General features: G+C 60.4%; 19 protein-coding genes and 4 pseudogenes. 17 read left to right on the top strand and 6 right to left on the bottom strand.

Features of this window, described 5'->3' with window-relative positions:
• Positions 1-365: 365 nt before the first annotated feature.
• From BJ6T_RS14930 to BJ6T_RS14895, 9 genes and pseudogenes are all read left to right on the top strand, one after another.
• A complete protein-coding gene (locus tag BJ6T_RS14930; RefSeq protein ID WP_225895066.1) occupies positions 366-1,133 on the top strand; it encodes a DUF1236 domain-containing protein in 768 nt (255 codons plus the stop codon).
• 227 nt (positions 1,134-1,360) lie between these two features.
• A complete protein-coding gene (locus tag BJ6T_RS14925; RefSeq protein WP_028170278.1) occupies positions 1,361-2,254 on the top strand; it encodes a transglutaminase family protein in 894 nt (297 codons plus the stop codon).
• A gap of 126 nt (positions 2,255-2,380) precedes the next feature.
• Positions 2,381-3,189, top strand: a pseudogene (locus tag BJ6T_RS14920) (transglutaminase-like domain-containing protein).
• 834 nt (positions 3,190-4,023) lie between these two features.
• Positions 4,024-4,425 carry a hypothetical protein gene (locus tag BJ6T_RS43395; protein WP_014493223.1) on the top strand — a complete coding sequence of 134 codons (402 nt, stop codon included), beginning with the start codon at positions 4,024-4,026 and terminating at the stop codon, positions 4,423-4,425.
• A 27-nt stretch (positions 4,426-4,452) separates the two neighbouring features.
• Complete coding sequence (locus BJ6T_RS14915) at positions 4,453-4,824, top strand: hypothetical protein (protein WP_014493222.1); 372 nt, start codon at positions 4,453-4,455, stop codon at positions 4,822-4,824.
• A gap of 121 nt (positions 4,825-4,945) precedes the next feature.
• Positions 4,946-5,302: a response regulator gene (locus BJ6T_RS14910; protein ID WP_035632832.1), complete on the top strand. Its 357-nt coding sequence runs from the start codon at positions 4,946-4,948 to the stop codon at positions 5,300-5,302.
• Between the two features lie 86 nt (positions 5,303-5,388).
• Positions 5,389-5,787: a low affinity iron permease family protein gene (locus tag BJ6T_RS14905; RefSeq protein WP_014493220.1), complete on the top strand. Its 399-nt coding sequence runs from the start codon at positions 5,389-5,391 to the stop codon at positions 5,785-5,787.
• A 114-nt stretch (positions 5,788-5,901) separates the two neighbouring features.
• Positions 5,902-6,693 (top strand): alpha/beta fold hydrolase, encoded by a 792-nt coding sequence (locus tag BJ6T_RS14900; RefSeq protein WP_014493219.1) that lies wholly within the window; start codon positions 5,902-5,904, stop codon positions 6,691-6,693.
• A gap of 29 nt (positions 6,694-6,722) precedes the next feature.
• A pseudogene (locus BJ6T_RS14895) lies at positions 6,723-7,815 on the top strand (PAS domain-containing sensor histidine kinase).
• A gap of 63 nt (positions 7,816-7,878) precedes the next feature.
• On the opposite strand, the gene BJ6T_RS14890 reads toward BJ6T_RS14895, so the two are convergent.
• Together BJ6T_RS14890 and BJ6T_RS14885 are read right to left on the bottom strand one after the other, a co-directional pair.
• Entirely contained in the window at positions 7,879-9,057 is a 1,179-nt protein-coding gene (locus tag BJ6T_RS14890; RefSeq protein ID WP_014493217.1) for an AI-2E family transporter, read from the bottom strand.
• Positions 9,058-9,150: 93 nt separating this feature from the next.
• Complete coding sequence (locus BJ6T_RS14885; RefSeq protein WP_028170276.1) at positions 9,151-10,155, bottom strand: alpha/beta fold hydrolase; 1,005 nt, start codon at positions 10,153-10,155, stop codon at positions 9,151-9,153.
• Between the two features lie 172 nt (positions 10,156-10,327).
• Here BJ6T_RS14885 and BJ6T_RS47175 point away from each other — a divergent pair, with 172 nt between their 5' ends.
• Together BJ6T_RS47175 and BJ6T_RS14880 are read left to right on the top strand one after the other, a co-directional pair.
• Positions 10,328-10,489 carry a hypothetical protein gene (locus tag BJ6T_RS47175; RefSeq protein ID WP_014493214.1) on the top strand — a complete coding sequence of 54 codons (162 nt, stop codon included), beginning with the start codon at positions 10,328-10,330 and terminating at the stop codon, positions 10,487-10,489.
• 247 nt (positions 10,490-10,736) lie between these two features.
• A complete protein-coding gene (locus BJ6T_RS14880) occupies positions 10,737-12,062 on the top strand; it encodes an MFS transporter (RefSeq protein WP_014493213.1) in 1,326 nt (441 codons plus the stop codon).
• 145 nt (positions 12,063-12,207) lie between these two features.
• Here BJ6T_RS14880 and BJ6T_RS14875 read toward each other — a convergent pair.
• Positions 12,208-12,713, bottom strand: a pseudogene (locus BJ6T_RS14875) (YciE/YciF ferroxidase family protein).
• 228 nt (positions 12,714-12,941) lie between these two features.
• Here BJ6T_RS14875 and BJ6T_RS14870 point away from each other — a divergent pair.
• The 6 genes and pseudogenes from BJ6T_RS14870 to BJ6T_RS14840 all read left to right on the top strand — a co-directional run bounded on the left by BJ6T_RS14870 (position 12,942) and on the right by BJ6T_RS14840 (position 18,177).
• Positions 12,942-13,259 (top strand): hypothetical protein, encoded by a 318-nt coding sequence (locus BJ6T_RS14870; RefSeq protein ID WP_014493211.1) that lies wholly within the window; start codon positions 12,942-12,944, stop codon positions 13,257-13,259.
• Between the two features lie 25 nt (positions 13,260-13,284).
• Positions 13,285-13,905, top strand: coding sequence for a general stress protein (locus BJ6T_RS14865; RefSeq protein WP_014493210.1), 621 nt, complete (start codon positions 13,285-13,287; stop codon positions 13,903-13,905).
• Between the two features lie 273 nt (positions 13,906-14,178).
• Entirely contained in the window at positions 14,179-14,646 is a 468-nt protein-coding gene (locus tag BJ6T_RS14860; RefSeq protein ID WP_225895067.1) for a hypothetical protein, read from the top strand.
• Positions 14,647-14,831: 185 nt separating this feature from the next.
• Positions 14,832-15,506 (top strand): annotated as a pseudogene (locus tag BJ6T_RS14855) (Crp/Fnr family transcriptional regulator); the annotation flags it as partial.
• A gap of 1,006 nt (positions 15,507-16,512) precedes the next feature.
• Complete coding sequence (locus BJ6T_RS14845; protein ID WP_014493207.1) at positions 16,513-17,493, top strand: sensor histidine kinase; 981 nt, start codon at positions 16,513-16,515, stop codon at positions 17,491-17,493.
• 390 nt (positions 17,494-17,883) lie between these two features.
• Positions 17,884-18,177 carry a hypothetical protein gene (locus BJ6T_RS14840; RefSeq protein ID WP_225895068.1) on the top strand — a complete coding sequence of 98 codons (294 nt, stop codon included), beginning with the start codon at positions 17,884-17,886 and terminating at the stop codon, positions 18,175-18,177.
• A gap of 60 nt (positions 18,178-18,237) precedes the next feature.
• Here BJ6T_RS14840 and BJ6T_RS14835 read toward each other — a convergent pair whose 3' ends face one another.
• The 3 genes from BJ6T_RS14835 to BJ6T_RS14825 are packed head-to-tail and all read right to left on the bottom strand — an operon-like array spanning position 18,238 to position 22,789.
• Positions 18,238-19,536: a glycoside hydrolase family 130 protein gene (locus BJ6T_RS14835; RefSeq protein WP_014493205.1), complete on the bottom strand. Its 1,299-nt coding sequence runs from the start codon at positions 19,534-19,536 to the stop codon at positions 18,238-18,240.
• 32 nt (positions 19,537-19,568) lie between these two features.
• Positions 19,569-21,854, bottom strand: coding sequence for a glycosyltransferase family 4 protein (locus BJ6T_RS14830; protein WP_014493204.1), 2,286 nt, complete (start codon positions 21,852-21,854; stop codon positions 19,569-19,571).
• Positions 21,851-22,789 (bottom strand): cupin domain-containing protein, encoded by a 939-nt coding sequence (locus BJ6T_RS14825; RefSeq protein ID WP_014493203.1) that lies wholly within the window; start codon positions 22,787-22,789, stop codon positions 21,851-21,853. The genes BJ6T_RS14830 and BJ6T_RS14825 overlap by 4 nt, the downstream gene beginning before the upstream one ends.
• Positions 22,790-22,844: the final 55 nt, after the last annotated feature.

Below are 22,844 nucleotides of genomic sequence, written 5' to 3'. Positions count from 1 at the left end.
GAGATTGAATCATGAGTGACCACATCCCGCTCGCCCCTTCCCGCACGAAGGCCTGGATCCTGCTTCAGAGCCGAAATCTCCTATCGCGGAAGTCTCCCACGCCGTGAAGGGGACGGCCAATCGGGTTGCGGGCGCGATAAAGGCTGGACGAAAGCCAGGAATGCCGCTGAGCATCCTGAGCAATATCGCGCGCGAAGCCCTCTTGGCTCTCTGCTGGTCGCCTTCCTGCTGGGAGTTGCCATCGCCCGCCGTCGATGACGGCTTGCGCAGCTCGAGTGATGGTTCAATCGGAGAAAGCGGAACTCTAGGAGGTCGGAGCCGTTGCACCCTATGGCCGGCGTCCGTCGGCATAGATTGAATTTGAATTGGAAAATCAGATGAGAAAGTCACTAATGGTTTCTGCGGCCGTTGCGGCCCTATTGGCCACCACCGGGTTTGCGACAGCTCAAGGCGCCAACCAAGGAGCGGCGAAGGACTCTCCGACGGCCGCTTCGCCGAAAGGTGATCCTGCGGCGCCGATGAATGCACCGGCGGCAAAGGGAGTCGAGAAGGCTACCCCAGGTGCTGGGTCAAAGGAGATGGCGCCCCAACAAGCGCAGGGCAAGCCGGATGCGAAAACGACCGGTGACATGAAGGCCGATGGCAAGTCGAAGGCCTCGGAGTCAACGACGCCGGCCGCCACGAAGGACCTGAAGAATCCGGCCGCCGAAACGACGTCGCCTTCGGGCGGCAAGGCGGCGAGCGAGATGAAAGCCGAAAGCAAGACGAAATCGTCTGATTCGGCCGCGACCTCGAAGGACTTGAAGACTCCGACTGCCGAGACCAAGCCCTCGACCTCGGACAACAAGACGACCGGCAACGCCGCAGCCGCAGCGACAGCGACGCCTCCCGCCGAGAAGCGCACCCAGATCAGTTCGGCGATGAAGCAAGAGAAGGTCGAGGAAGTTGCAAACGTGAACTTCAACCTCTCGATCGGAACGGCCGTGCCGGCGGGCGTCCGTTATTACCCGATGCCAGCACGTATCGTCGAGATCTATCCGGAATGGCGTGGATACGATTTCATCCTCGTGCACGGAAGGTACATTGTTCTTCGCCCGCGCACCCACGAGATCGTCTACATCATCGAAGGCTAGGCGACCACGCCAGGCGTATGACAGGCAGTTACGAGGGCGGCTCGAGAGCCGCCCTTATTGTCTGATCCCACCAGACGTGCGACCCTGCCCTGGCATCACTTGCGCCACGGCCTTGCGAAGATTTCGCCAGTTGCTGGCAAATCCAGCTACCATTCCCGTCGGAATGCGATCCGTCTCCATCATTCGAGCGGATCGTAAGCCCTTAACCCTCGTCGACCGGCGACATCATGGCGATCTTCATCGTCCGGCATAGTACAACGTACCGGTACGAGCGCGAGGTAAGGCTCGGCCGGCATCAGCTAATGGCACGTCCGAGGGACAGCTTCGATCAACGACTGATTGACTTCTCGCTCGATGTGACGCCGAAGCCCTCAGAGGTGAGATGGCTTCATGATGTCTTTGGGAATTGCGTCGCGCACATCGAATTTGACCGCGCGAGCGATTACTTGCGATTCGACTGTGAAATCAAGGTTGACCACACTCCGGAGAACGCCCCGGACTTTAGGATTGAGGACTACGCGAAGGACCATCCATTCACGTATCATGACGAAGAGGCGCCTGACCTGGCACCTTATGTTCAGAGATGGTTCTCCGACCCGGAAGATCATGTTGGCCGGTGGCTGGACACCTTTCTCACGCGGGGGACGAAACGTCCGACGGGCCAGCTCCTGATGACCCTCAATGAAGCAATCTCGGATGGCTTCGCATATGACCGCCGCACGGCGCCAGGAACTCAAATTCCCTCCACCACACTTGAACTGAGGAAAGGCACCTGCAGGGACTTTGCCATTTTGATGATTGAAGCCGCACGCAGTCTGGGCTTCGCCGCGCGCTTTATCACGGGCTACATCTACGTACCGGATCGCGATGGACCTACCTGGCTGGGTGGGGGAGCCACTCATGCCTGGTGCCAGATTTACGTCCCCGGTTCGGGCTGGGTCGAGTTCGATCCGACCAACGGCATCGTCGGAAACCGGGACTTAATTCGCGTCGCGGTGGCCAGAATCCCGAGCCAGGCCATTCCCCTGTTCGGCACCTATTGGGGAAGTCGCGAGGACGAGCTTGGAATGAATGTGGAGGTCAACGTCAAAACGGCGTCGGCTCTATTTTTGCTGCTGTGATGAAGTGGCTGGAACACAAGCACCACCAGGGCGTTGGGGTTCGCGCCGCGCCGTGTCGCGAGTGTAGGGTGAGCACACACAAGATCGAAGTAGTCGAGCAGCCTTCTCGACTTTGGAGGACGCCGAGTGAAGATCCGGGTCGGCTATGAGATGGTCTACGAGTTTCCGCAACCCACACCCATGATCATGGTCCTGGGCGTTCATTTTACCCGGGCTTCCGACGTTATCGTGCCTGACTATCTGACCACTGATCCTCCGGTGGCGATCAACCCATACCGCGATGGCTTCGGTAACTGGTGCAGCCGTATCGTTGCTCCAGCCGGTCGACTGCGGCTGGCGGCTGATGGCATCATTCGCGACACGGGCTTGCCGGACGCCACCGTGCCCTCGGCTTCCCAACACGCGGTCGAGGACTTGCCGGCAGAGACGATTGTGTATCTTCTCGGCAGTCGCTATTGCGAAACCGACCAGCTATCCGACACCGCGTGGAAGCTCTTCGAGAAGCAGCCGCCCGGATGGGCGCGCGTTCAGGCGATCTGCGATTTCGTCCACAATCACATTCAATTCGGCTACGAGCACGCGCGCGCCACCAAGACCTCCCGGGAAGTGTACCACGAGGGCAAGGGCGTTTGTCGCGACTTTGCGCATCTGGCCATTACGTTCTGCCGCTGCATGAACATTCCGGCAAGGTACTGCACCGGCTATTTGGGCGACATCGGCATGCCGCCCCCTATGCGCCAGGAGACTTCGCCGGATGGTTCGAGGCCTACATTGGCGGACGTTGGTACACGTTCGATCCGCGCAACAACGTGCCACGGATTGGACGTATCCTGATTGCGCGGGGACGTGACGCCGCTGACGTCCCGATTACGCAGACGTTCGGGCCCAACACCCTGGTGAGCTTCAAGGTGTGGACCGACGAGATCACTTCCTAGCATCGCGACTTGGGCATTTCCTGGAACGAATGTCTGCGGCGTTACTTGGTGACGGCGACCGGATGCATGTGCCCCCACGCATCCGATGAAATGACGGCCCCAGCGCGCCCCACGCTCTGGGGCCGTTCCTTTAGGAGTGCCCTTCTGATCTGCTCTCTGGGCCGGAGCTTCTCACGCAAAGCAGCACTTTACTCTTCGAAACTGAGATCGCCGTCAGCCAGTCCGTTTCGGGGCGCGGTTGGGCTTCTTCGGTATCAGCCATTTCCTCATCTCAGCGGCAAAGCCAAGTTGCTCGGCTTTTCTGATGGCTTCGAATCGGATCGCTCCAAGCCGGCAACTGCCTTGCTTGCGCAAGAGCCTCGGATGCCCGGGTAGCCCAATCGTGACAGTCCAGATCGTTGCGCGGCAGCGTTGTCATTTCATCGTCCTCACCTTGCACTCCAAAGGCAGCACTGGTCGCCACATCGCGCGAGGCGTTAGGGGCCCTGGCTTGTGACCCGAGCACGCTCGCCCCCTGCGGAATAAGGGCAGCGGCACTATCGAACTCTCACCGATCGGCGTCCACGGCGATCGCAGCAGTATGGACCCGGCAGCGCCGCCCGCTGGTCAATATTGCTCACGACCGGGAGTTTGACGGGATCACCGCAGTCCGCTGTCGCGGCAATGCTCTTTGCACGACGCAACTGGACGCCAAACGATGCCAACTATCGTGCAAGTTTATTTGGACTTTGGGCTCGTTGTCCGGACCTTTGATCCCCATATCTATTTGAGTCTGATCACCCCATCGGGGGTTGTTCGGAAGGGGCCGCGACTTTCAACGAAAGGGGGCCCGGAATGTTTAGATCTCAGCAATCTCGGGCGAGAGAAGCCAAGCACGGCGAACTGACCAAGCACCCGCCCGCTCCGGATGAGAACCGTTCGTACGGTGCAGCCCTTGCGGCCCGAGAAGAACGTGTTTTGCGGTGTCTGGGCGCGGCCATCATCATACGATGGAACGCCCTGCCGACAACGCTGCAACGGCAGATCTTCAACACTGCGGGGTCGGTCGGCAAGTTACTGGCGACATCGGCGCTCCGCAGCCAAATCGCCCGGTTTCTCCACAACCACAAGGATGATGCCGGTCGCGGCAAATTGCCGGTGACAGAAGACTCGCCTGCCGATGCAAGATCAAGTGCCCTGGCGCTGTCGCGATGGGACAACGAGGGAGGAGCAGTCCACGACTGCCCGCCGATGTAGATGGACGCCGATAACAGGAGGACTCCCATGTCGCTTACACAGTTTCGGGTCGATGACGGACCACACGTCATGGATGGACTAAGGCTTCTCGCTCAGGATGGAAATGATGGCGTGGAGGCGTTCATTGGGCGGAAGGTGATGGACGTCTGGGCGGATTCCATCGAGCATCGTGGAGGGCGACAAAGCCTGTTTCGCGATCAATACAATGCGCTTGGCAGACTGAACCTTCCCGCACTTCAGCGGATCGTGAGCGCGAAATACCAGCGAGGCGCGGTATTCAACCGACAGCATCCCTTCGTCGAGGTTCTATTCTCCGACATTGCGGACAGCGGGGAGGCGCTGGATCTGAGTCAACTGGTTCGAGAGACGTTGCCACCGGCATTTCACAGGATGGCCTGAGTCTCTGATTCCGAGAATGCTGCGACGTTGGCAGCGTCGCCGCGGAACCCTCTCAAGGCTGGGCCGTTCCAGACTTGCAACGGTCGTCAAGAGTATTGAGGAGCCACCGGTGCGAATACTTATGGTCGAGGACGATCCACTTGTCCGCGAATTGGTGGTCGACGCTCTGCGCGAGGAAGGCTACGAGGTCTTTCACGCCTCCAATGGTGAGCAAGCGCTGGCATTGTGCAAGAGGCAGATCGCGGACGTTCTGGTCACCGACATCAGGCTGCCCGGCGGAGTTGACGGGTGGCAGATCGCCGAACGTTGTCGGGAGCATGATCCCCAGCTGCAGGTGATCTACGCGACCGGCTTCTCGCCCGTCGAGGCCCGTCCGGTGCCTGGCAGTCTCACCTTGCACAAGCCCTACCAACCCGACCGCATCGTCGAAGCGGTCAGACAAATGGGAAAAGAAAGACGGCCTCCTTCCATCAGCTGACGGCGCTCCTTGCGGTCCGTCGATCGCCAATAGCTGACTTGCAGACATCTGCGGTGTGGCTTCCGCTTCGCCAAGGAAATCATTCAATGCGCGCAAATCTGCCCATAGGCTCTACGTCCGCGAATGCTCAGCCAAGCGGCAATTGGTTCGCCCGGCTGGCAGTTGCGACCTCGCGCATTTCCGGCCGACCGACGACCTTTCTGCTGGCAGTTACCGTCGTACTCGTGTGGGCGATCACAGGTCCCTTATTCGGCTTCAGCGATACCTGGCAGCTCGTCATCAACACGGGCACGACAATCGTGACGTTCCTGATGGTCTTTCTGATCCAGGCAACGCAGAACCGCGACACGCTGGCCTTGCAGTTGAAACTCGACGAATTGATCCTGGAGACAAAGGCCGCAAGCAACCGCATTGCGGGCATCGAGGAGGCGTCGGATGAAGAAATCAAGCAAGCGAAAGTCGAGATGCTCGAGCGCGCCGGCTGATCCGGATCGGCTCGCAGGACCGGGCATCTCCACTGCATTCAGGCCTCGCAAACCAGACCGCGGCCCGGCGACGGTAGAGGAACTGCACGATAAAGGGCGGTTCAGGGAGTCCTGATGGCAGGCACAATCAAACGAAATAACGTTCGCGTTCGCGGCGCCGGCCACCGGACGATGATCTTCGCACACGGCTTCGGGTGCGACCAGAACATGTGGCGCTTTGTGGCTCCCGCGTTCGAAAAGGATTTCATGACCGTTGTGTTCGACCACGTCGGCGCCGGCGGCTCCGACCTCTCGGCCTACGACAGCGCCAAATATTCGACCCTGTCCGGCTACGCCAAAGACGTGGTCGAAATCGGCACGGAGCTCGGATTGAAGGATTCCGTCTTCGTAGGACATTCCGTCAGCAGCATGATCGGCGTGATGGCCGCCCGACAAGCCCCCGGGATGTTCGGCAAGCTTGTACTGATCGGTCCGTCACCCCGTTACATCGACGACGACGGCTACGTTGGTGGGTTCAGCGCTCAGCAGATCGAGGAATTGCTCAGGTTTCTCGACTCGAACCACATGGGTTGGTCGATGCAGATGGCGCCGATGATCATGGGCAATCCCGATCGACCGGAACTAGGTCAGGAGCTAACCAATAGCTTCTGCAGCACGGATCCCGAAATCGCCAAAGCGTTCGCCCGGGTGACCTTCACCTCCGACAACCGCGAAGACCTCGCGGAGGTCTCCCTTCCGACCCTCGTTCTCCAGTGCAGCGAGGATATTATCGCCCCTCCGGAGGTCGGCGAGTTTGTCGCCCGCAATATTCCCAACAGCCGGATGATAGTCCTGGACGCGACCGGGCATTGCCCAAATCTGAGCGCGCCGGAAGAGGTCGTCGCGGCGATGCGACCTTTTGTCTAGTGCGCGCCTCCGATTCCCAGTTCAAGGACATGATCGACAACGCGCCCTGCGGTTACGTCACCCTGCTGCCGAACGGCCGGATCGAGTACGTCAACCTCACCTTCCTGGAATGGAGCGGACATACGGCGCCACGGATGATCGGGAAGCGCTTCAGCGATTTCCTGACCATGCCGGGCCGCATCTATTACGAAACCCATATCGCGCCGCTGCTCCGAATGCAGGGATCCTTCGACGAATTCGCCATCGACGTGTTAACCGCCGCCGGTACGCCACTGCAGATGATCGCCAACGCGAACGAGCGCCGCGATCCGGAAGGAAGGCTGCTGCTCATCCGTCTAGCCCTGATCAAGGCGACGGATCGGCGGCGCTACGAGCACGAGCTTCTGGCCGCCCGAGAATTGGCGATTGGCGCCGAGAAGGCGACGCAAGAACTGCTGCGGCTCGAGCACGAAACCTCCGAGTTGCGCGAACAGTTCATCGCCGTGCTCGGTCACGATCTTCGCAATCCTCTCGCCTCCATTAGCGCCGGCGCGAGAATTCTCGACCGAACCGTCCATAGCGAAAAGGAACACCAGATCATCGCCATGATGCAGACCACGGTCATGCGAATGGCCTCGATGATCGACAACGTTCTCGACTTCGCGCGCGGTCGGCTGGGCGGCGGCATTGCCCTGGAACGCGATGCAAGAGCGCCGCTCGAACCTGCCCTTGCCCAGGTGGTCGACGAACTGAGACTGGCCTCACCCGGCCGGGTCATCGAAACCGAATTTGCCATCTACGAGCCGGTGAATTGCGATCGCATCCGCATCGGCCAGCTCCTCTCCAACCTTCTCGGCAACGCGGTGACGCACGGAGCAACCGACAAACCCATCGTCGTTCACGCCGAGACGCGAAAGGGATCGTTCGAACTCTGGGTAGCCAATGCGGGTGAGGCGATTCCGGAAACGGTGATGGAGAAGTTGTTCGAACCGTTCTTCCGCGGCAAAGCTCGTGCGAGCAAGCAGGGGCTTGGATTGGGGCTCTACATCGCCTCTCAGATCGCAAAGGCCCATGGGGGGCGCTTTGACCGTCGCATCGAACTCCGCTGGAACCCGCTTCACCTTCTCTATGCCTCTTTCGTAGCCTGCCAGCACTGGCCGTGCCCCGCCGGCGGTACGTCCTCAATCCATCACCAAGACGCTGCGATTATCCTTCGAGGACGTGCCCCAAAGCCTTTAGCGGACGGACGCGATCGCTGACGATCTTCAGGATGGCCAGCATTGGAACGGCCAGGATTGCGCCAGGCACCCCCCACATCCAGAACCAGAACACTAGCGACAGGATGATCAGCACGGGATTCAGGGTGAAGCGTCGCGCAAGCAGCATGGGAGTCAGGGTCTCGCCCTCGGCGAGGTGGATGCAGAAGTAAAGAATCGCCGGCAGCAAGGCCCACCACAAGCTGTCGAAACTCAACATTCCGGCGAGCAGGAAGATGACGGTTCCCAACAACGGCCCCAGAATTGGAACGTAGTTGAGCAGGAAAGCAGCGGCTCCCCACAACAAGGGATCTCCAAGCCCGCAGAGGTACATCGCAGCCGCCGTCGCAATTCCCACCGCAGCATTCATGGCCGTGATCGTGAGCAGATAGGCCGATATGTCCGCTTCGATCTGCTGGAAGATGTCCACGGCCTGCCTCTTGTCGGCAAAATTCGGCAGCACCTCGACGATGCGTCGCAGAAAAATGTCGCCTGCGACCAGAAGGAAATAGAGCACCAGAACCGTCGTGAACAGGCCGTCGAGCACGGCGCGCGTTCCGGCAAAGAGCACGCCGGTCAGACCGAGATCGCGGCGAACCGAAACGGTGGGCTCCTTTTTCCCGGGAGAGTCCGCGACGTGCTCCGCCTGCTGGACAACCTTTTGCAGCGCTTCGATCGGGCGCTTCAGGACGACCAGATGAGTTTCCAGGCGCGGTAAGCCGTCCGGCAACTTCTCCGCCCACGACGCGGCGGGTACTGACAAGGCTGCCACGAAGCCCACGAGCGCTCCCACGACCAGCAGGATCGCCAAGAGCGCGCCGACGGCACGGGGTAGGCCGATACGCTCGAGAAGATCCACGGCAGGTTGCAGAATGAGTTGCAACACGAAGGCGAGCACCACGGGCAATATGATCGAGCTTGCCACGTACACGGCCGCTAGGACGGCCAGTGTCAACAGGCTACCGAGAAAGAACGTCTGCGGACTGGACGGCAGCGGCATCTCGACATTGTCGACCGCCTGCGTTGGCAGGGCCTCCGATTCCGACGCGCCGGCGTCCTGCCCTGGCGACGATGGGGACTCCTCCGGCAACATCGAAAGCGAAACCAAGGCGTTTCCTCCATCCTCCACGCAAATCTGTCCTGCCGGAGCCCGGACCCAGCCAGGTAGCCCTGCGCGGTCATGGCGAGCGGTACGCGCCAGCGCATCGCCGCATCCGATGGACTAGTGCAGGGTCTCGGCAGCGGCTTCGTCGATAGCCGCCATTAGATCTCGCGTGGCAGATTGCTGGATCATATGTCCGGCTCCGGCAATGCGGTGCAGCTTGCTCTGCTTGACCTCGTCATGCAGCCTGGCCGATTGCTCATCGATATCGATCAAACGATCATTCTCGCCCGCGAGTATGATCGTCGGCATGTCGAGTTCGCCGTAGGTCTTCGAGGAAGCAAATGCAGCGGGAACCATCAACGTCGATTCCCCCGCACTGGCGCGGAGCTGTGATGGCCGGACGGCCATTTCCTTCGGAAAGCCGGCGAATTTGCCGGGGATTGGTTGCGGGCCAAACACCTTGCGCAACATTGCCGGCCACATCAATCGACCCAGGATCGGAGAGACGGTGTAGCTGATGATATCGCCAAGCGCGGGTGTAGCGGATAGAGATGAGGCCACTGCGTCGGCTCGCGCGGTCGGAAAATAGTATCCCGATGCCAGCACCAGCGCTTCGACGAAGGAAGGATGCCTTATCGCCAGCGCAACCGCGACCGACGCCCCCCACGAATGCCCGAGTACGATGGCTCGCTGAACGCCCAGCCCATCAAATGCCTTCCTGAACAGGTCCGCCTGTGCCTCCGGCGTCCAAACCACGTTTCGCGGCCGCAGGCTATGCCCGAATCCCGGTCGGTCGAACACGATCACCCGGTAATTCTCGGCTGCCAGATCGATCAGGCCGCTCGACTCGAAATCCTGGATCATGCTGCCATTGCCGTGGAAGAGAACCAGCGGCCGGCCATTGCCGCGCTCCACATAGTGCAGCCGAACCCCGTCGACGTCGATGAACCGACCCCGTGGCGGGTTATCACGCTGCGCTTTATCGGCAAGATGCCGGTTCGCGATCGCCGTCGCCGCCACAAGAGTAGCGGCCCCAGCAAAGGCGGCGATGGCGGGATATCGCCTGAAGGCGGCCAGACAGTCGGATAGGAATGCTGAAGAACGTGTTTGCGAAAAAGCCATGTGCAACACCTCAAGTGGTCTGCACGACGCCTCACGCCAATGAGAAATGTTGCAGGTTATGCTCAACGGGGACGAGCGAGCTTTCGTTCCACGCGATAGATCGCAGCTTTGGGAACATAGAGACCTCGGTCCCGTTCAACATTGTTACTCTTACCAAGGAGTGACTGGTCCAATGACTAACAACAAGAATCCAACTGAGAAGCAGCCCGGCGAGAATCCGGATGGCAAGTACCATTTCAATCCCGGAAACATGGCAGGGAAAACGCCGGGGGATGCCGAGCAGACTGACGAAAATCGTGGCACGCCGCATGAGAAGGAAAAGCCAGCCGGTTAGCAGTGGTCGATGAGACCGCCAGCTGGCTGCGTTGCTGCGCCGACAGGAACAGATGCTGTGATCAATTTTGCTCAGACTCAGACTGACGATCGTTTCACACTATCTTTGCCGTGCGGAGTGAGGCGGCGCGAATGATCGAAGCGTTTGTTCGCCAGATCGACGCCACGAGGCGTGCCAGTCCTGTCGGCTGGCGACGCTACCGCTTAATGGGACATGGAGCTCAAACTACCAAGCGAGAGGCTGCGCCATGCAAGACGTCGAGAAACGTGTCATCGGCAAGGTGATGTGGCGGCTCATTCCGTTCCTGATCCTGTGTTACTTCGTGGCTTATCTCGACCGGGTCAATGTCAGCTTTGCCAAGCTGCACATGAACGAGGCGCTCGGCTTGAGTGAAGCAGCCTTTGGATTGGGCGCAGGCCTGTTCTTCGTCGGTTATTTTCTGTTTGAAGTACCGTCCAACATCTTTCTGGAGAAGGTCGGCGCGCGCGTGTGGATCGCCCGCATCATGATCACGTGGGGGATCGTCTCGGCGGCCTTCGCGTTCATCCCATCGATATCGGCGGCGACCGGAATTCCGACGACGGGCGTCTTCTACTCGCTCCGTCTGCTGCTCGGCGCCTGCGAGGCAGGCTTCTTTCCGGGCATCATCTTCTATTTGACCCTGTGGTTCCCGGCGGTTTACCGCGCCAGGGTCATCAGCCTGTTCATGCTGGCGATCCCGATATCATCCATCATCGGATCGCCAATCTCCGGGATGCTGCTAGGCCTGACCGGCTGGGGACTGGACGGCTGGCAGTGGCTGTTCATTCTCGAGGCGCTGCCATCGGTTCTGGTGGGCATCGGCGTCCTGATCTACCTGACCGATTTGCCGCGCCAGGCGCGTTGGCTGCAACGGGATGAAATTGCGTGGCTGGAGAACGTGCAGGCGACCGAGAAGCTGAACAAGGAAAAGGTCGAGCACCTGTCCCTGGGGCAGGCGCTCACGGATCCGCGCATTCTCATGTGCGCGTTGGTGTATTTCTGCCTGAATGCCGCAAGCTACGGAGTGGCGTTCTTCCTGCCGACCATCATCAAGGGGTTTGGCGTCAGCGATACCCAGACCGGATTGCTTGCGGCGCTGCCCTTTGTCTTCGGCGCCGTGGGCATGGTGCTGCTCGGTCGTCATTCGGATCGGACCATGGAACGAAAGGGTCACGTCGCGGTGGCACTGCTCATGGCCGCGATTGGAATCGGATTGGCAGGGTTCGTCTCAAACGCCGTCGTCGTCATGGCGCTGCTTTGTTTTGCACAGATCGGCGTCTCCGCGGTACCCCCGATGTTCTGGCCGCTGCCGGCGAGTTTCCTGACGGGCGCATCGGCCGCCGCCGGCATTGCCGCGATCAACTCGCTCGGAAATCTTTCGGGTTTCGCCGGTCCCTACGCGATGGGCTATCTGAAGGATCTGACCGGCAACTTTACCGCCGGCCTTCTCCTGCTGGCGGGGTGCGCGCTGGCGGGCGCGATCGTTGTCGTGATGTTGCGGATTGATGCAAGGCGCGAGCATTTGTCGGGTGAGATCGCGATGGCGCACTAATGCGCGAATCGTCATACGCCCCTAAAATGAGGGACGTCTTCGTTCGGCAGCGGTGAAAGCGTGCCGAACGAAGTGGAGCGAGCCTGCAGCCGACATGTTGAGATAACGGACGCCGCCGCATTCGGTCGGGCCGCGCCCCGCTCACTCACGCTGCTTCGTCTTGCTCAGCGTCCAGGTTGATGACGGCTTTCGCAAGCTTGGTCAGCGCGGCGTCAGTCGCACGTTCCTGGTCGAGGGTCTGCTGGAGCAACTTGACCGACTTGGTGTAACCGAGTTCCTCGGCCCAGGTACGAAGCGTGCCGTAGCGGCTCATCTCGTAGTGTTCGACGGCCTGCGCAGCGGCGAGCAACCCGGCATCGTGAGCGGGCATGCCCTCGTACTCGTCCATGATCTCCTGCCCTTCCTTCGCGATACCCACGATGGCATCACAGGTCTTGCCCTGGGGCTTCTTGTCGATTTCGGCGAACACCTGCTCTAGGCGCTCGATCTGACCTTCGGTCTCGCCAAGGTGTTTCTCGAAAGCGGCCTTGAGGTCGGCATGCTGCGCAGCCTTCATCATTTTCGGCAGGGTCGCGAGAAATTCTTCTCGGCGAAATAGACGTCCTTGAGAGTGTCGTGAAACAGGTCTTCGAGCTTCTTCATTTTCGCCATGGTCCATCTCCGCGATGTGGGGGGGGATTGTGGGAGGCAATCCCGCGCGTCCGGCTAAGTTCCTCAAGCGTCAGTTGACGAGTCGTCGCAACCTCCGGCGCGATACGCGACCGCGTTCCCGGCAACTGAAGCGCTACCTAGCCGCCGCGGAACTCCACTTACGCTGCGGCGCGAGGAACTAACGCGGCGACGAGAGATTGGGCTCCCACCTGAACACTGGAGAAAACTATGAAACGTTCACTTCTGCTCATTTGCATTGGATTATTGGCGGCCACCACGGCTTCGGCGCAAAATCCGCCCGCGCAGTCGGGGCCGAACAACAGCGCCGTCAATAGCCCCGGTCAAAACAACTCCAACGCTCCCGTCGCCGGTCGTAACAGTTTCACCGAAGGACAAGCCAAGTCGAAGATCGAGGATGCCGGCTACACCAACGTCACCGAGTTGAAGAAGGACGACAATGGTGTCTGGCGCGGCAAGGCGAGCAAGAGCGGCTCAGTCGCTGCGGTCAGCGTCGATTTTCAGGGCAACGTCAATAGCGCCAAGTAATAGCGCGAAGTAAGGAAGGCTCAGCATGACCGTTACAATTTCTCGTCTTTACGACAACCACAATGATGCCCAGCAGGCTGTTCGACGCCTGGAAGCCGCAGGCGTGCCGCACTCGGACATCAGCATCGTCGCCAACAATTCAGACAGCTGGTTCAACACCGACAAGAAGGTGGACCGCGACGGCGATGGGGTCGACGATCGCGCCGAGGGTGCCGGGACAGGCGCCGGCATTGGTGCGGGCGTGGGTGGCACGGCCGGCCTTCTTGCCGGGCTCGGCCTGCTGGCGATCCCCGGCCTCGGGCCCGTTGTCGCAGCCGGCTGGCTGGCCGCGACGGCGGTCGGCGCAGCCGCAGGTGCAGCTACCGGCGGAATTGTCGGAGCGCTGACGCAGGCTGGCGTTTCGGAAGAGGACGCGCACTCCTATGCCGAGGGCGTCCGTCGTGGCGGCACGCTGGTGTCGGCACGCGTGGCCGATGCAGACCAGTCTCGCTTCGATGCAATATTGAACGAGTCGGCCATCAACCTGCGTGACCGCAGCGCTGCCTGGCAAAAGGCCGGGTGGAAATCATTCGATCCGGCCAGCAAGCCCTACGGCGCCGAGGAGATTCGCAAGGAGCGGCAGCAATACGGTGGCGCGCTTCGCTAGGCAACATTCAAAGGCCCGCTCCGGCGGGCCTTTTCTTTCGACCTACGTGGAGAAACTCTTTCGAAGCAAACCCCCTGGAATGGATCTCAGATCGATGGAGCCGGAACGAAAAGCCCGGCCGCGAGGGCCGGGCTGATCGGAAGTATGATTTCAAGTCAGGCAATTCAAGAATAGAGCGCGGGTAGACTGCGCTGTCTGTTCAAATAGGCACACAACGCGGGCGGGGGCATGCGGCACATCTGTGCCCATCCGAGTTGGGCCTCCACACGCCGAATGAGCAATTTGGTACAGCCGCCCAGCGATCGACATGCTTGGCTTCCTCAAGCTATCTCGATCCTCTCAGTCAAAGGCGACATCATGGACATCTCCCGGGAGACAAAGGCGACCGCGCGCTCCGTTCTGTGGGGTGCTGTGGCTGGGGCGATGGCCCTGGCGATCGTTGGCTTCAGCTGGGGCGGCTGGGTGACCGGTGGGTCCGCAGAGACCCTCGCTGCAAGCCGCGCTGCGACGGCCGTCGTCGCAGCTCTCACACCCATCTGCGTTGAAAAGTTTCGACAGACCGCTGATGCCTCGGCGAACCTGACCGAAATGAAGAAGGCGACCTATGTATCGGAACAAGGCAAGTTCGTCGAAAAGGGAGGTTGGGCCACGATGCCGGGAAGCACCGAGCCAAACTCGGCCGTTGCACGGGCTTGTGCCGAATCGCTCGGCCGCGAAAAAGCGGTGGAGCAACGCGGATAGCCGGCGAACCTGCGCAGGGCGCGATCTGCGCAGTATTTCGGGATGTCCATACCTGGCCCCCCCTTGCGGGCCGGAATTCCCTGATGTGATTTCCGTTCCCGCTCTCCCGCGCTGCGCCTTCCACGAATCGGACATTCTGCTAATATTACGGGGCACTACACCTAGGGAATGAGAGCGTCCATTCGGCCAAGCCCGCGAAGGACAAGTTTGATCCCAAGACCTTCCTCGCCAAGGTTGGGGCAGGAAAATCGATCTCAAAGCTTGGCAAGGGTCAGAACGTGTTCGTGCAGGGAGATGTCGCGGACGCGGTTTTCTACATTCAAAAAGGAAAGATCAAGCTCACGGTCGTTTCCGACCAGGGCAAGGAAGCCGTCGTCGGGATGTTGGAGCCGGGACAATTCTTTGGTGAAGGTTGTCTCAACGGCCAGCCATTGCGTATCGCGACGACTACGGCAATGGAAGACAGCATCATCACTAGAATATCGAAACTGGCAATGATTTCAGCGCTCGAAGGCAGGCCCAAGTTCTCCCAATTGTTCATGGCGTACCTGCTCACGCGCAATAGCCGAATTGAAGAAGATCTGATCGACCAACTATTCAACTCCAGCGAAAAACGTCTGGCGCGGCTGTTGCTTCTGCTCGCGAATTTCGGCAAGGAAACCAGCCCGCAGCCTATTGGGGTCAAGATCAGCCAGGAAACACTTGCCGAAATGATCGGCGCGACCCGATCGCGGGTTAGTTTCTTCATGAATAAATTCCGCAGGCTTGGCTTCATCAGCTACAATGGAAAAATCGAGGTCCATAGCTCGCTCCTGAACGCCGTTCTGATTGAGAAGTCGGAGCTGGGCCGGAAGGACTGACCGGCGCGCGACCGGTCGATTGATCGACTGCAGATGCGTGGCATCGCCATTTGGAGGTCGGGCACGTCGGCCCCCTCGCCGGTCTTTGGCATTCGCCCTCTCGCCGGATCGCTGCGATGCTGATCGCGATCCAGTATGGTTGTCATTTGGTATGATCGCGGCAGCATCGCTGCCGAGCGCGATCGAGATCGAGATCAAGCCGAGGGAAGTCGCTTCAAGGTCGATCAAGCAAGGTGATGCGCTGAATGCATTCAGCATACAGATCACGCATCGAGACGATTCCGCCGAACGAACACGGCGAGGACGGTCGGCCGACGTTTCAATTCGAAGGCACCTCAGACCGGTCTTACCTCGCGTGCCCGGCATCAGGGCGCGTGAGCAGGTGGGGACCAACAAGTGGCGCGTCGAAGAGTGAGCAAAATTGCACAGCGACCGCGAGCTGGATGTGATCGGATGACGCCGGGCGTCGCGGGCCGCCCCCGCGCCGTTCGGGCGGCCCGAGATCTCGACCAGTGCCGAACTCGGGCCGCTCTTGTTTGGCTTGGCGCAGGAGCGCGAGAAGCAGGACGGACCGCTGAAGCGTGATCGATCATGGAAGCGCGCGATCTGTAATGAAATTGTTGGCCGCAGATCCGCGGAACCTGAAAGGTCGATATGACGCTAAAGATCAAAGAGCATACCTGCCCTGGATGCAGCGGAACGGGCTTCGCTCCGACGATGCAGCCGGTGGAACCGGGCCGAAAGATCTACCCAGCGAAATGCCAGTCATGCAAAGGCAAGGGCAGGATCACGGACGCCGACTAAGGCAAGGCTCATTCCTATCCGCTCGCGGCGCGTATGTCGGAGTGCGCAGGCCGGCCGGCGCGGGCCGATCACGGAAATTGATTCCGCCAAGCCTCGTTCTTCCGCTCACATGCGCTGCCTGGCACCACCGCGCCCCTCAGCCGTTATCGGTGTACAAGTGTACAAGATGGAAGCAAAGCGGATGTCGTCCGATAAGATATCGATGCCGGTTTGGAATGAAAAGCACTTGCGTGCTGCGACCGACGCCGCCGGCGTGGCCTTGTGGGCCTGGAACGTGGATACGGACGCTATTACGATGGACGAACGCGCCTACGACCTGTGGGACGTTCCGAAGAGTGAAAAACACATCACATTCGAGATCTTGTCCAGGAACATCCATCCTGCTGATCTGGAACGAGTCAGGTCTGCGTTTGCCGCTACTCGCGCAATAGTAGGCGCTTACGAGATTGACTTTCGCATCTTGTTCGACGGCGACATCCGTTGGATCTCCGCGCGCGGGCAAGGCGACGATGCGGACATCGCCGATCGAACCATGTTTGGCATCTTCCTCGATGTTACCCAACGCAAGCAAGCCGAAGAAGCGAACGAGTTGCTTGCCGGTGAGATGAGCCATCGCGTGAAGAACCTTCTGACTATCGCGACCGCGCTTACTCAATTTACATCGCGTTCGGCCGCAACCAAAGAAGACATGGCCCACGAGCTAACAAATCGGCTGATGGCCTTGGGACGTGCACAGGATCTCATTCGCCCCATACCGGGAAGGAAGAGCGAACGAGCGCTTCTTGGTGACCTCGTCTCCATCTTGCTCGCGCCTTACGACGAAAGAGAGGCGAGCGTCCGCATTCGCGTTTCGGTGCCGAAGATGAATGTCGGCGAGATGTCGAGTACAACGCTCGCTCTTGTGCTGCACGAACTGGCAACGAACTCGGCGAAATACGGTTCGCTATCGCTGGCAAGCGGCACCTTGGACGTGTCGTGCAATGCCCATGGCGACGAAGTCGTCGTGACCTGGACCGAGCGGGGCGGCCCGCCTCTTAAGGCTCCCGCAAGGCTCGATGGCTTTGGAAGCAAATTGGTGCAGCGGAGCATGGCGGCCCAACTCGGTGGCTCCATCGCATTCGACTGGTCGGAAGAGGGGCTGGTCGTTACGCTGATCATGAGCAAAGATCGCCTGGCAAGGTGAGGAACCTTGAGACCTTCGCACAGTAGCGTCCGGCGCAACGCGGAGCCTGGAAGACAGAGATCAGGTCCGCCCTCCGGAGTGGCCGGCACTTCCGGGAGACTGCATGGGGCGGCCTCGCACAATGCCCATCCGCTCGACCTCTGCGGCCAGCGCCTGCGCCTAACCCGGCAATCCGCCCGAAAGGCCAGCCCGGGACGCTGCGGATATGCCGCTTCCCGTGGACGACGCCAAGGCGTTGCCCACCATGCCACAGCAACCGCAGCACGAAGCACAACAGTTTCAAGCCGCAATTCCAATTGACCGCGCCGGCTCGCGCATGCCGGAGAGCAGCCAGAACGCTTCGCTCCCGGGCGAGACCAACTTGGAAAGGTGGGCGACAAGGAGATGCGCATGAATATGTTCGAGATTACGATCGCACGCATCGAGGTGATTCTGCCGAATGAACGTGGCGAGGACATTCGCCTGACGTTTCAGTTCGAAAGCCGTCAGACCAGTTTTACCTTGCCAATTTTCCTGAAGTCTTGCGAATTCGACGATACCGAGATCGTCAGGGTAGCCCGAAGCCAATTACACGACGTTTTCGCGCAGCTTTGCAGCCAGTGCGAGGATTGGCAGCTGACAGAGGACGAGCGTCGCGAGCTCGCAAGGATAAGCGTGCGGCCTGGCGTCAAGGCGCAGGAGTAGCTCGGGAACAAAAGCAGCTATTGAACTGGATGTATGCTCCTGAGATCAGCTGGCCGCGCCCTAGCATTTCATCGCGTTTATGAGCTCGGAAATCTCGATCGTTGCGAAATTTGAGAATGTGTCGGACACGGCATATGGCAGGATGATCTGGTTATTGTGCCGCATCCCGCCGCACGTATAAACGACGTTAGGGACGTATCCTTCACGCTCGGATGGTTCAGGCCGCAATAGCGGCTCGCGCGAACGTGCCAGCACCTTGGATGGGTCGTGCTTGTCGAGCAGCGCCGCACCGATCGAGTATTTGCGGACCGGGCCGACACCGTGCGTCAGCAGCAGCCAACCCTCATCGAGTTCGATCGGCGACCCGCAATTGCCGATCTGGACGAACTCCCAGGGAAACTGCGGTTTCAAAATGGCTTGACCGCCATCCCACGTGTGGAGGTCGTCTGAATAGATTAGATACAGGTTCTCATTGTCCTGCCTCGCGATCATGGCATACTGGCCGCCGATCTTGCGCGGGAACAGTGCCATGCCCTTGTTCCGAGCCGCAGCCCCTCGTAGGGGCGCCAGTCGAAACGACGTGAAATCACTGGTCTCGATTAATTCGGAGCGGATGGCTCGACCGCTGTAAGCGGTATAGGTCGCGTAATACGTCTTTCGATCGCCGTCGCTGAATTCGACAAAGCGCGCGTCCTCTATGCCGTTCGATTGGGATTCTGTGACGGGAAAGATGACGCGCTCGGTCAGGTCTTCTTCGGGCTTGAAAATCAGCTCGACACGCTCGCCGTCCGGCCCCGATATGCGATGGCAAATCCTCGGAATCGACGCGAGCCGAGCCGTCGGATCAACAGCCAGACTGCCGTCAGCCGCAATGGTCCCGGTTCGAAACGTCAGTGACGATACATGCCCTTCGCCTATGGCACGGAGACTGAGGATGAAGCGCACGCCGCCCTTCGGCGCTCCCGATTGATCGGGGTGCGCCACGATGCTCGGATTGAACAAGGCAGAGGCTTCGAATGAATACTCATTGAGGAAATAGGCGCCGACCAGCTGGCGCTGCTTCTTTGAGAAGACGCCATGCGTCGCGAAAGCGTCCTCCATTTCGTCCGCGCGGGCCTCGAATCTTTCCAACAGGTTGCGATGCCGCCCCTTGAAATTGTCCAGGACGTCCGCGAGCTGAGCGGCAACGGCTTCCTGATCGAGTGCGAGAACTCGCTCGACGATATGATTTGCGCGCATCTTGTCGGTGGGGTTGAGATCGCGCGGTTCAGTCGCCGGCTTGAATGGCCGCACGATAACTCGCGCGGGATCGGGACGCAGATGAAGCGCCTGCCGGTTCAGGAAGGTAGCTTGTGACACGGTATCCTCAGGTCGCTGGATGAAAGGGAAATTCAAGCGCCCACGGCGCGTAAGGACGTGGGCTTGTTCAGGCTGGTGTTGACGCGCGCGAGCTGACGAATCTCCGCAAGTCCAAGCAAATAGCAGACGACCGACTCGCCTCCACGGTTTTCGTTGGCGCGATCGGGATGCAATCCATCGCGGCAGCTCCCGGTGTGCGGATCGACCAGTGCTACGGACAGATCATTGCTGCCCAGAAACCAGCCAAAGGCGCGCATGGCCATGGTTTTCCACTCGGCATCGCCGTCCGCACGCCACGCCGTCAGGCAGGCAGCGATTGTTGCCGTGGCTTCCACGGGTTGCTGATCGAAGGCGCGGGGATGTTGCCGCTGTTCGCCGAAGCTGGCGGTGCCCACCGGCCGGAAATGACCTGCCACGCTCGTCTGCTGCGTCATCAGCCAGCGCAATGAGCGCAATCCGGCATCGCGGTATTGCGGCGTTTGAGTCGTCATCCCTGTCAGCATCAAGGCTTGCGGCAATCGCGCGTTGTCGTAAGCGAGCCCTTCCTCGAACCACACCCAGTCCGGCGTCTCTACCGACGCAAGACAGGACATCAACCTGTCAGCAAGCGCATGCCGGACTTCCCTCGCGTGGAGATCATCCGGAGCAACAGTGCAATAAGCGTCCAGACCTAGCAGCATGAACGCCCACGCGCGGGGCGAGCTGAAGCTCTCGGCCGTCGACAAAGCCTGGGCGAACAAATCGGTGGCCCACCTGCGCCGCGACGGGCTTGCGTCTCCGCGCGCCGCCTCGCCCAATGCCCATAGCGTCCGCCCGTGACTGTCTTCCGAGCCTCTGTCCTCGAGCCATGTTCGGTTGAAGCCCATGAAGTTGCGAAATCGCCTGATGTCGGGATTCCACGCATGCTGCACGAACGCCGCAAAGCGGGTCGTCAGGATTTCCGGCAACGCCTGTTCGCCGGGATTGTTGAGGGCGCAGGCCAAGAGCAACGCCCGGGCATTGTCATCGACGCAATAGCCGTGCGAGCGATCCGGCACCGACTGAACCGCGTGCTGGAACAAGCCGATGTCGTCGCACATCGTCATGAAATGGCCGATCTGCATGTCGGGCGCAGCGGGGCCGCGTGGTTCCGGCGCGCCGGAATCGGGACGCGCAAAGACCTTGAGCCGATGACCCTGCCGCGCGGCCTCGAAGGCGGACATGTAACGCTCGGCCGTGCGTTCCCACGTCATCATCCGGCTCATGGCGTATGCGCGTTGGCCCATCTCTTGCCGGCGCGGGTCGTCGGTGAGCAGTTTGGCAATTTCACCGCCGATCGCCGCCGCATCGCCGAATGGTACCAGAACTCCGCATCCGTCAGTAAGCAGCTCGCGTGCGTGCCAGTAGGGCGTCGACACCACCGCCTTCCCGAGCCCAAAACTGTAAGCCAAGGTTCCAGAGGTCATCTGGGCCTCGTTGAGATAGGGCGTGACATAGACGTCGCACATCGAGATGAATTCGAGCAGCGTGGCCTGATCTACGAACCGGTCGAGGAACACCACGTGGTCCTCGACGCCCAGCGCGCGGACCCGCGCCATCAGACTTTCACGATAGGCTTCGCCCTGGTCTCGAACCAGATTGGGGTGCGTTGCGCCGAGCACGACATACACCGCATTCGCGCGGTGTTTCAGAATCGAGGGCATTGCATCGATCATGACTTCGATGCCCTTGTTGGGGGACAGCAGCCCGAACGTCAGAATGACCGACTTGCCGTCAAATCCGAGCCTGGCCTTCGCCGCATCGGGCCCGGCAAAGGCGACATCGGGAATGCCGTGGGCGATCACCTCGATCTTGTCGTCCGGCACGAGGTAGACGCTGCGCAGTAGCTCGCGAGCCTTGTTGGCCATCACCACCACCTTCGACGACGCATCGACGATGCGCTCCATGACCGCGCGTTGCTTGGCTGACGGGTTGGCCAATACGGTATGAAGCGTCGTTACGACCGGCATGGTCAGGCGCGCCAGCAGCGGGAGGATATGGGCGCCGGCTTCGCCGCCGAAAATGCCGAATTCGTGCTGCAGGCACACGGTATCGAACCGGCCGGCATTCAGGAAATCCGCTGCACGCAGGTAGTCTTCGACATTGTCGTCCTTGATCTGGAAAGCGACCGCCGGCGGATACTCGTAGGCCTGGCCGCGATCGGTCATCGCCACGATGCAGGTTTCCAGATCAGGGCGTGACGCCGATATCGCTCTCTGCAGGTCCGTCGTGAAGGTTGCGATTCCGCAACGGCGAGGCAGCGAGTTGCCGATAAGGGCGATGCGGCGGAGCGACGTCATGTCTGTGCCTCGATGATCTTGCCCGATTTCCTGGAGCCCGTGCCGGTGGATGCATCGGGAGACTTGGTCGCTCGTCCGGTGCAGTCCTGCATCAGCGAAACCATGGGATCCGGTCCCGGATAGGCGACCAGGCCGCTCATTCCGTCCGGGCCAATCGCGATGCCGGCGCTGTCTGCCTCAATGAAGATCGCGTCACCGACGGTCGCATCCGTATGCCCGATGCGCCCCTTCCCCTCGATCACGAGCATCCAGGTTTCCCGGTTGGCATCGAGCGCCCACTGCGAATTGGCCTGGAAATCGACCCGCTCGAGCACGAATTGTGGGCTCGCGACGAGAATTCTTCGTGCGTCCGTGAGACGCCGCGGAGCGGATTGAGCCTGGGATGGCCCGGCGACGGAAGCGGCCACCGCGTCGTCTTCGTGCAGCTCGCGGTGCCTGCCAAAGTCGAACAGGCGGAATGTCGTATCGCTGCGTTGCTGAATCTCGGCGAGCACGATACCGGCGCCGATGGCGTGGATTGTGCCGCCGGGGACGCAGATGAAGTCGCCCTTCGCAACAGGGCGCCATTGCACGAGACCGGCGATCGAGCCGTCCCTGATCGCTGCGCGCAACGCCTGCGGCGTGAGGCGCCGCGTCAGTCCCAGCGCTACCCGCGCGCCCGGCGCTGCTGACAGGATGTACCATGCCTCGGTCTTCCCGTTCGGCAAATCGATGGCGTGCGCGAATTCATCGTTGGGGTGGACCTGGATCGACAGAGGTTGGCTGGTAAACAGGAGCTTGAGCAGCAGGGCGGAGCCTGGTGCATCTTTATCGATGCGCTCGAACCACAACTCCCCGACGGGGTCGCCCGAAACGTCGATGCAGCTCCATGGTCGGATGTCTGCGACCCCCCATGGTTTGCGCGCAACCTGCACCGAGGCATGTTCGATGGTCATGGATTGTCCTTACCCTTGACGCGCATCTCGAAGCGACTGCTGTTGGTCGGTGCGG

Source organism: Bradyrhizobium japonicum USDA 6 (assembly GCF_000284375.1).
GTDB lineage: Bacteria > Pseudomonadota > Alphaproteobacteria > Rhizobiales > Xanthobacteraceae > Bradyrhizobium > Bradyrhizobium japonicum.
Note: the sequence above shows the minus strand (reverse complement) of the source record. Positions and strands in the feature narration are given on the sequence as shown.

Coding starts and splice junctions, on each gene's coding strand:
- BJ6T_RS14925 (WP_028170278.1), top strand. CDS start 1,361: ATGGCGATCTTCATCGTCCGGCATAGTACAACGTACCGGTACGAGCGC.
- BJ6T_RS43395 (WP_014493223.1), top strand. CDS start 4,024: ATGTTTAGATCTCAGCAATCTCGGGCGAGAGAAGCCAAGCACGGCGAA.
- BJ6T_RS14915 (WP_014493222.1), top strand. CDS start 4,453: ATGTCGCTTACACAGTTTCGGGTCGATGACGGACCACACGTCATGGAT.
- BJ6T_RS14910 (WP_035632832.1), top strand. CDS start 4,946: ATGGTCGAGGACGATCCACTTGTCCGCGAATTGGTGGTCGACGCTCTG.
- BJ6T_RS14905 (WP_014493220.1), top strand. CDS start 5,389: ATGCGCGCAAATCTGCCCATAGGCTCTACGTCCGCGAATGCTCAGCCA.
- BJ6T_RS14900 (WP_014493219.1), top strand. CDS start 5,902: ATGGCAGGCACAATCAAACGAAATAACGTTCGCGTTCGCGGCGCCGGC.
- BJ6T_RS14885 (WP_028170276.1), bottom strand. CDS start 10,155: ATGGCTTTTTCGCAAACACGTTCTTCAGCATTCCTATCCGACTGTCTG.
- BJ6T_RS47175 (WP_014493214.1), top strand. CDS start 10,328: ATGACTAACAACAAGAATCCAACTGAGAAGCAGCCCGGCGAGAATCCG.
- BJ6T_RS14880 (WP_014493213.1), top strand. CDS start 10,737: ATGCAAGACGTCGAGAAACGTGTCATCGGCAAGGTGATGTGGCGGCTC.
- BJ6T_RS14870 (WP_014493211.1), top strand. CDS start 12,942: ATGAAACGTTCACTTCTGCTCATTTGCATTGGATTATTGGCGGCCACC.
- BJ6T_RS14865 (WP_014493210.1), top strand. CDS start 13,285: ATGACCGTTACAATTTCTCGTCTTTACGACAACCACAATGATGCCCAG.
- BJ6T_RS14860 (WP_225895067.1), top strand. CDS start 14,179: ATGAGCAATTTGGTACAGCCGCCCAGCGATCGACATGCTTGGCTTCCT.
- BJ6T_RS14845 (WP_014493207.1), top strand. CDS start 16,513: ATGCCGGTTTGGAATGAAAAGCACTTGCGTGCTGCGACCGACGCCGCC.
- BJ6T_RS14840 (WP_225895068.1), top strand. CDS start 17,884: ATGAATATGTTCGAGATTACGATCGCACGCATCGAGGTGATTCTGCCG.
- BJ6T_RS14830 (WP_014493204.1), bottom strand. CDS start 21,854: ATGACGTCGCTCCGCCGCATCGCCCTTATCGGCAACTCGCTGCCTCGC.
- BJ6T_RS14825 (WP_014493203.1), bottom strand. CDS start 22,789: ATGACCATCGAACATGCCTCGGTGCAGGTTGCGCGCAAACCATGGGGG.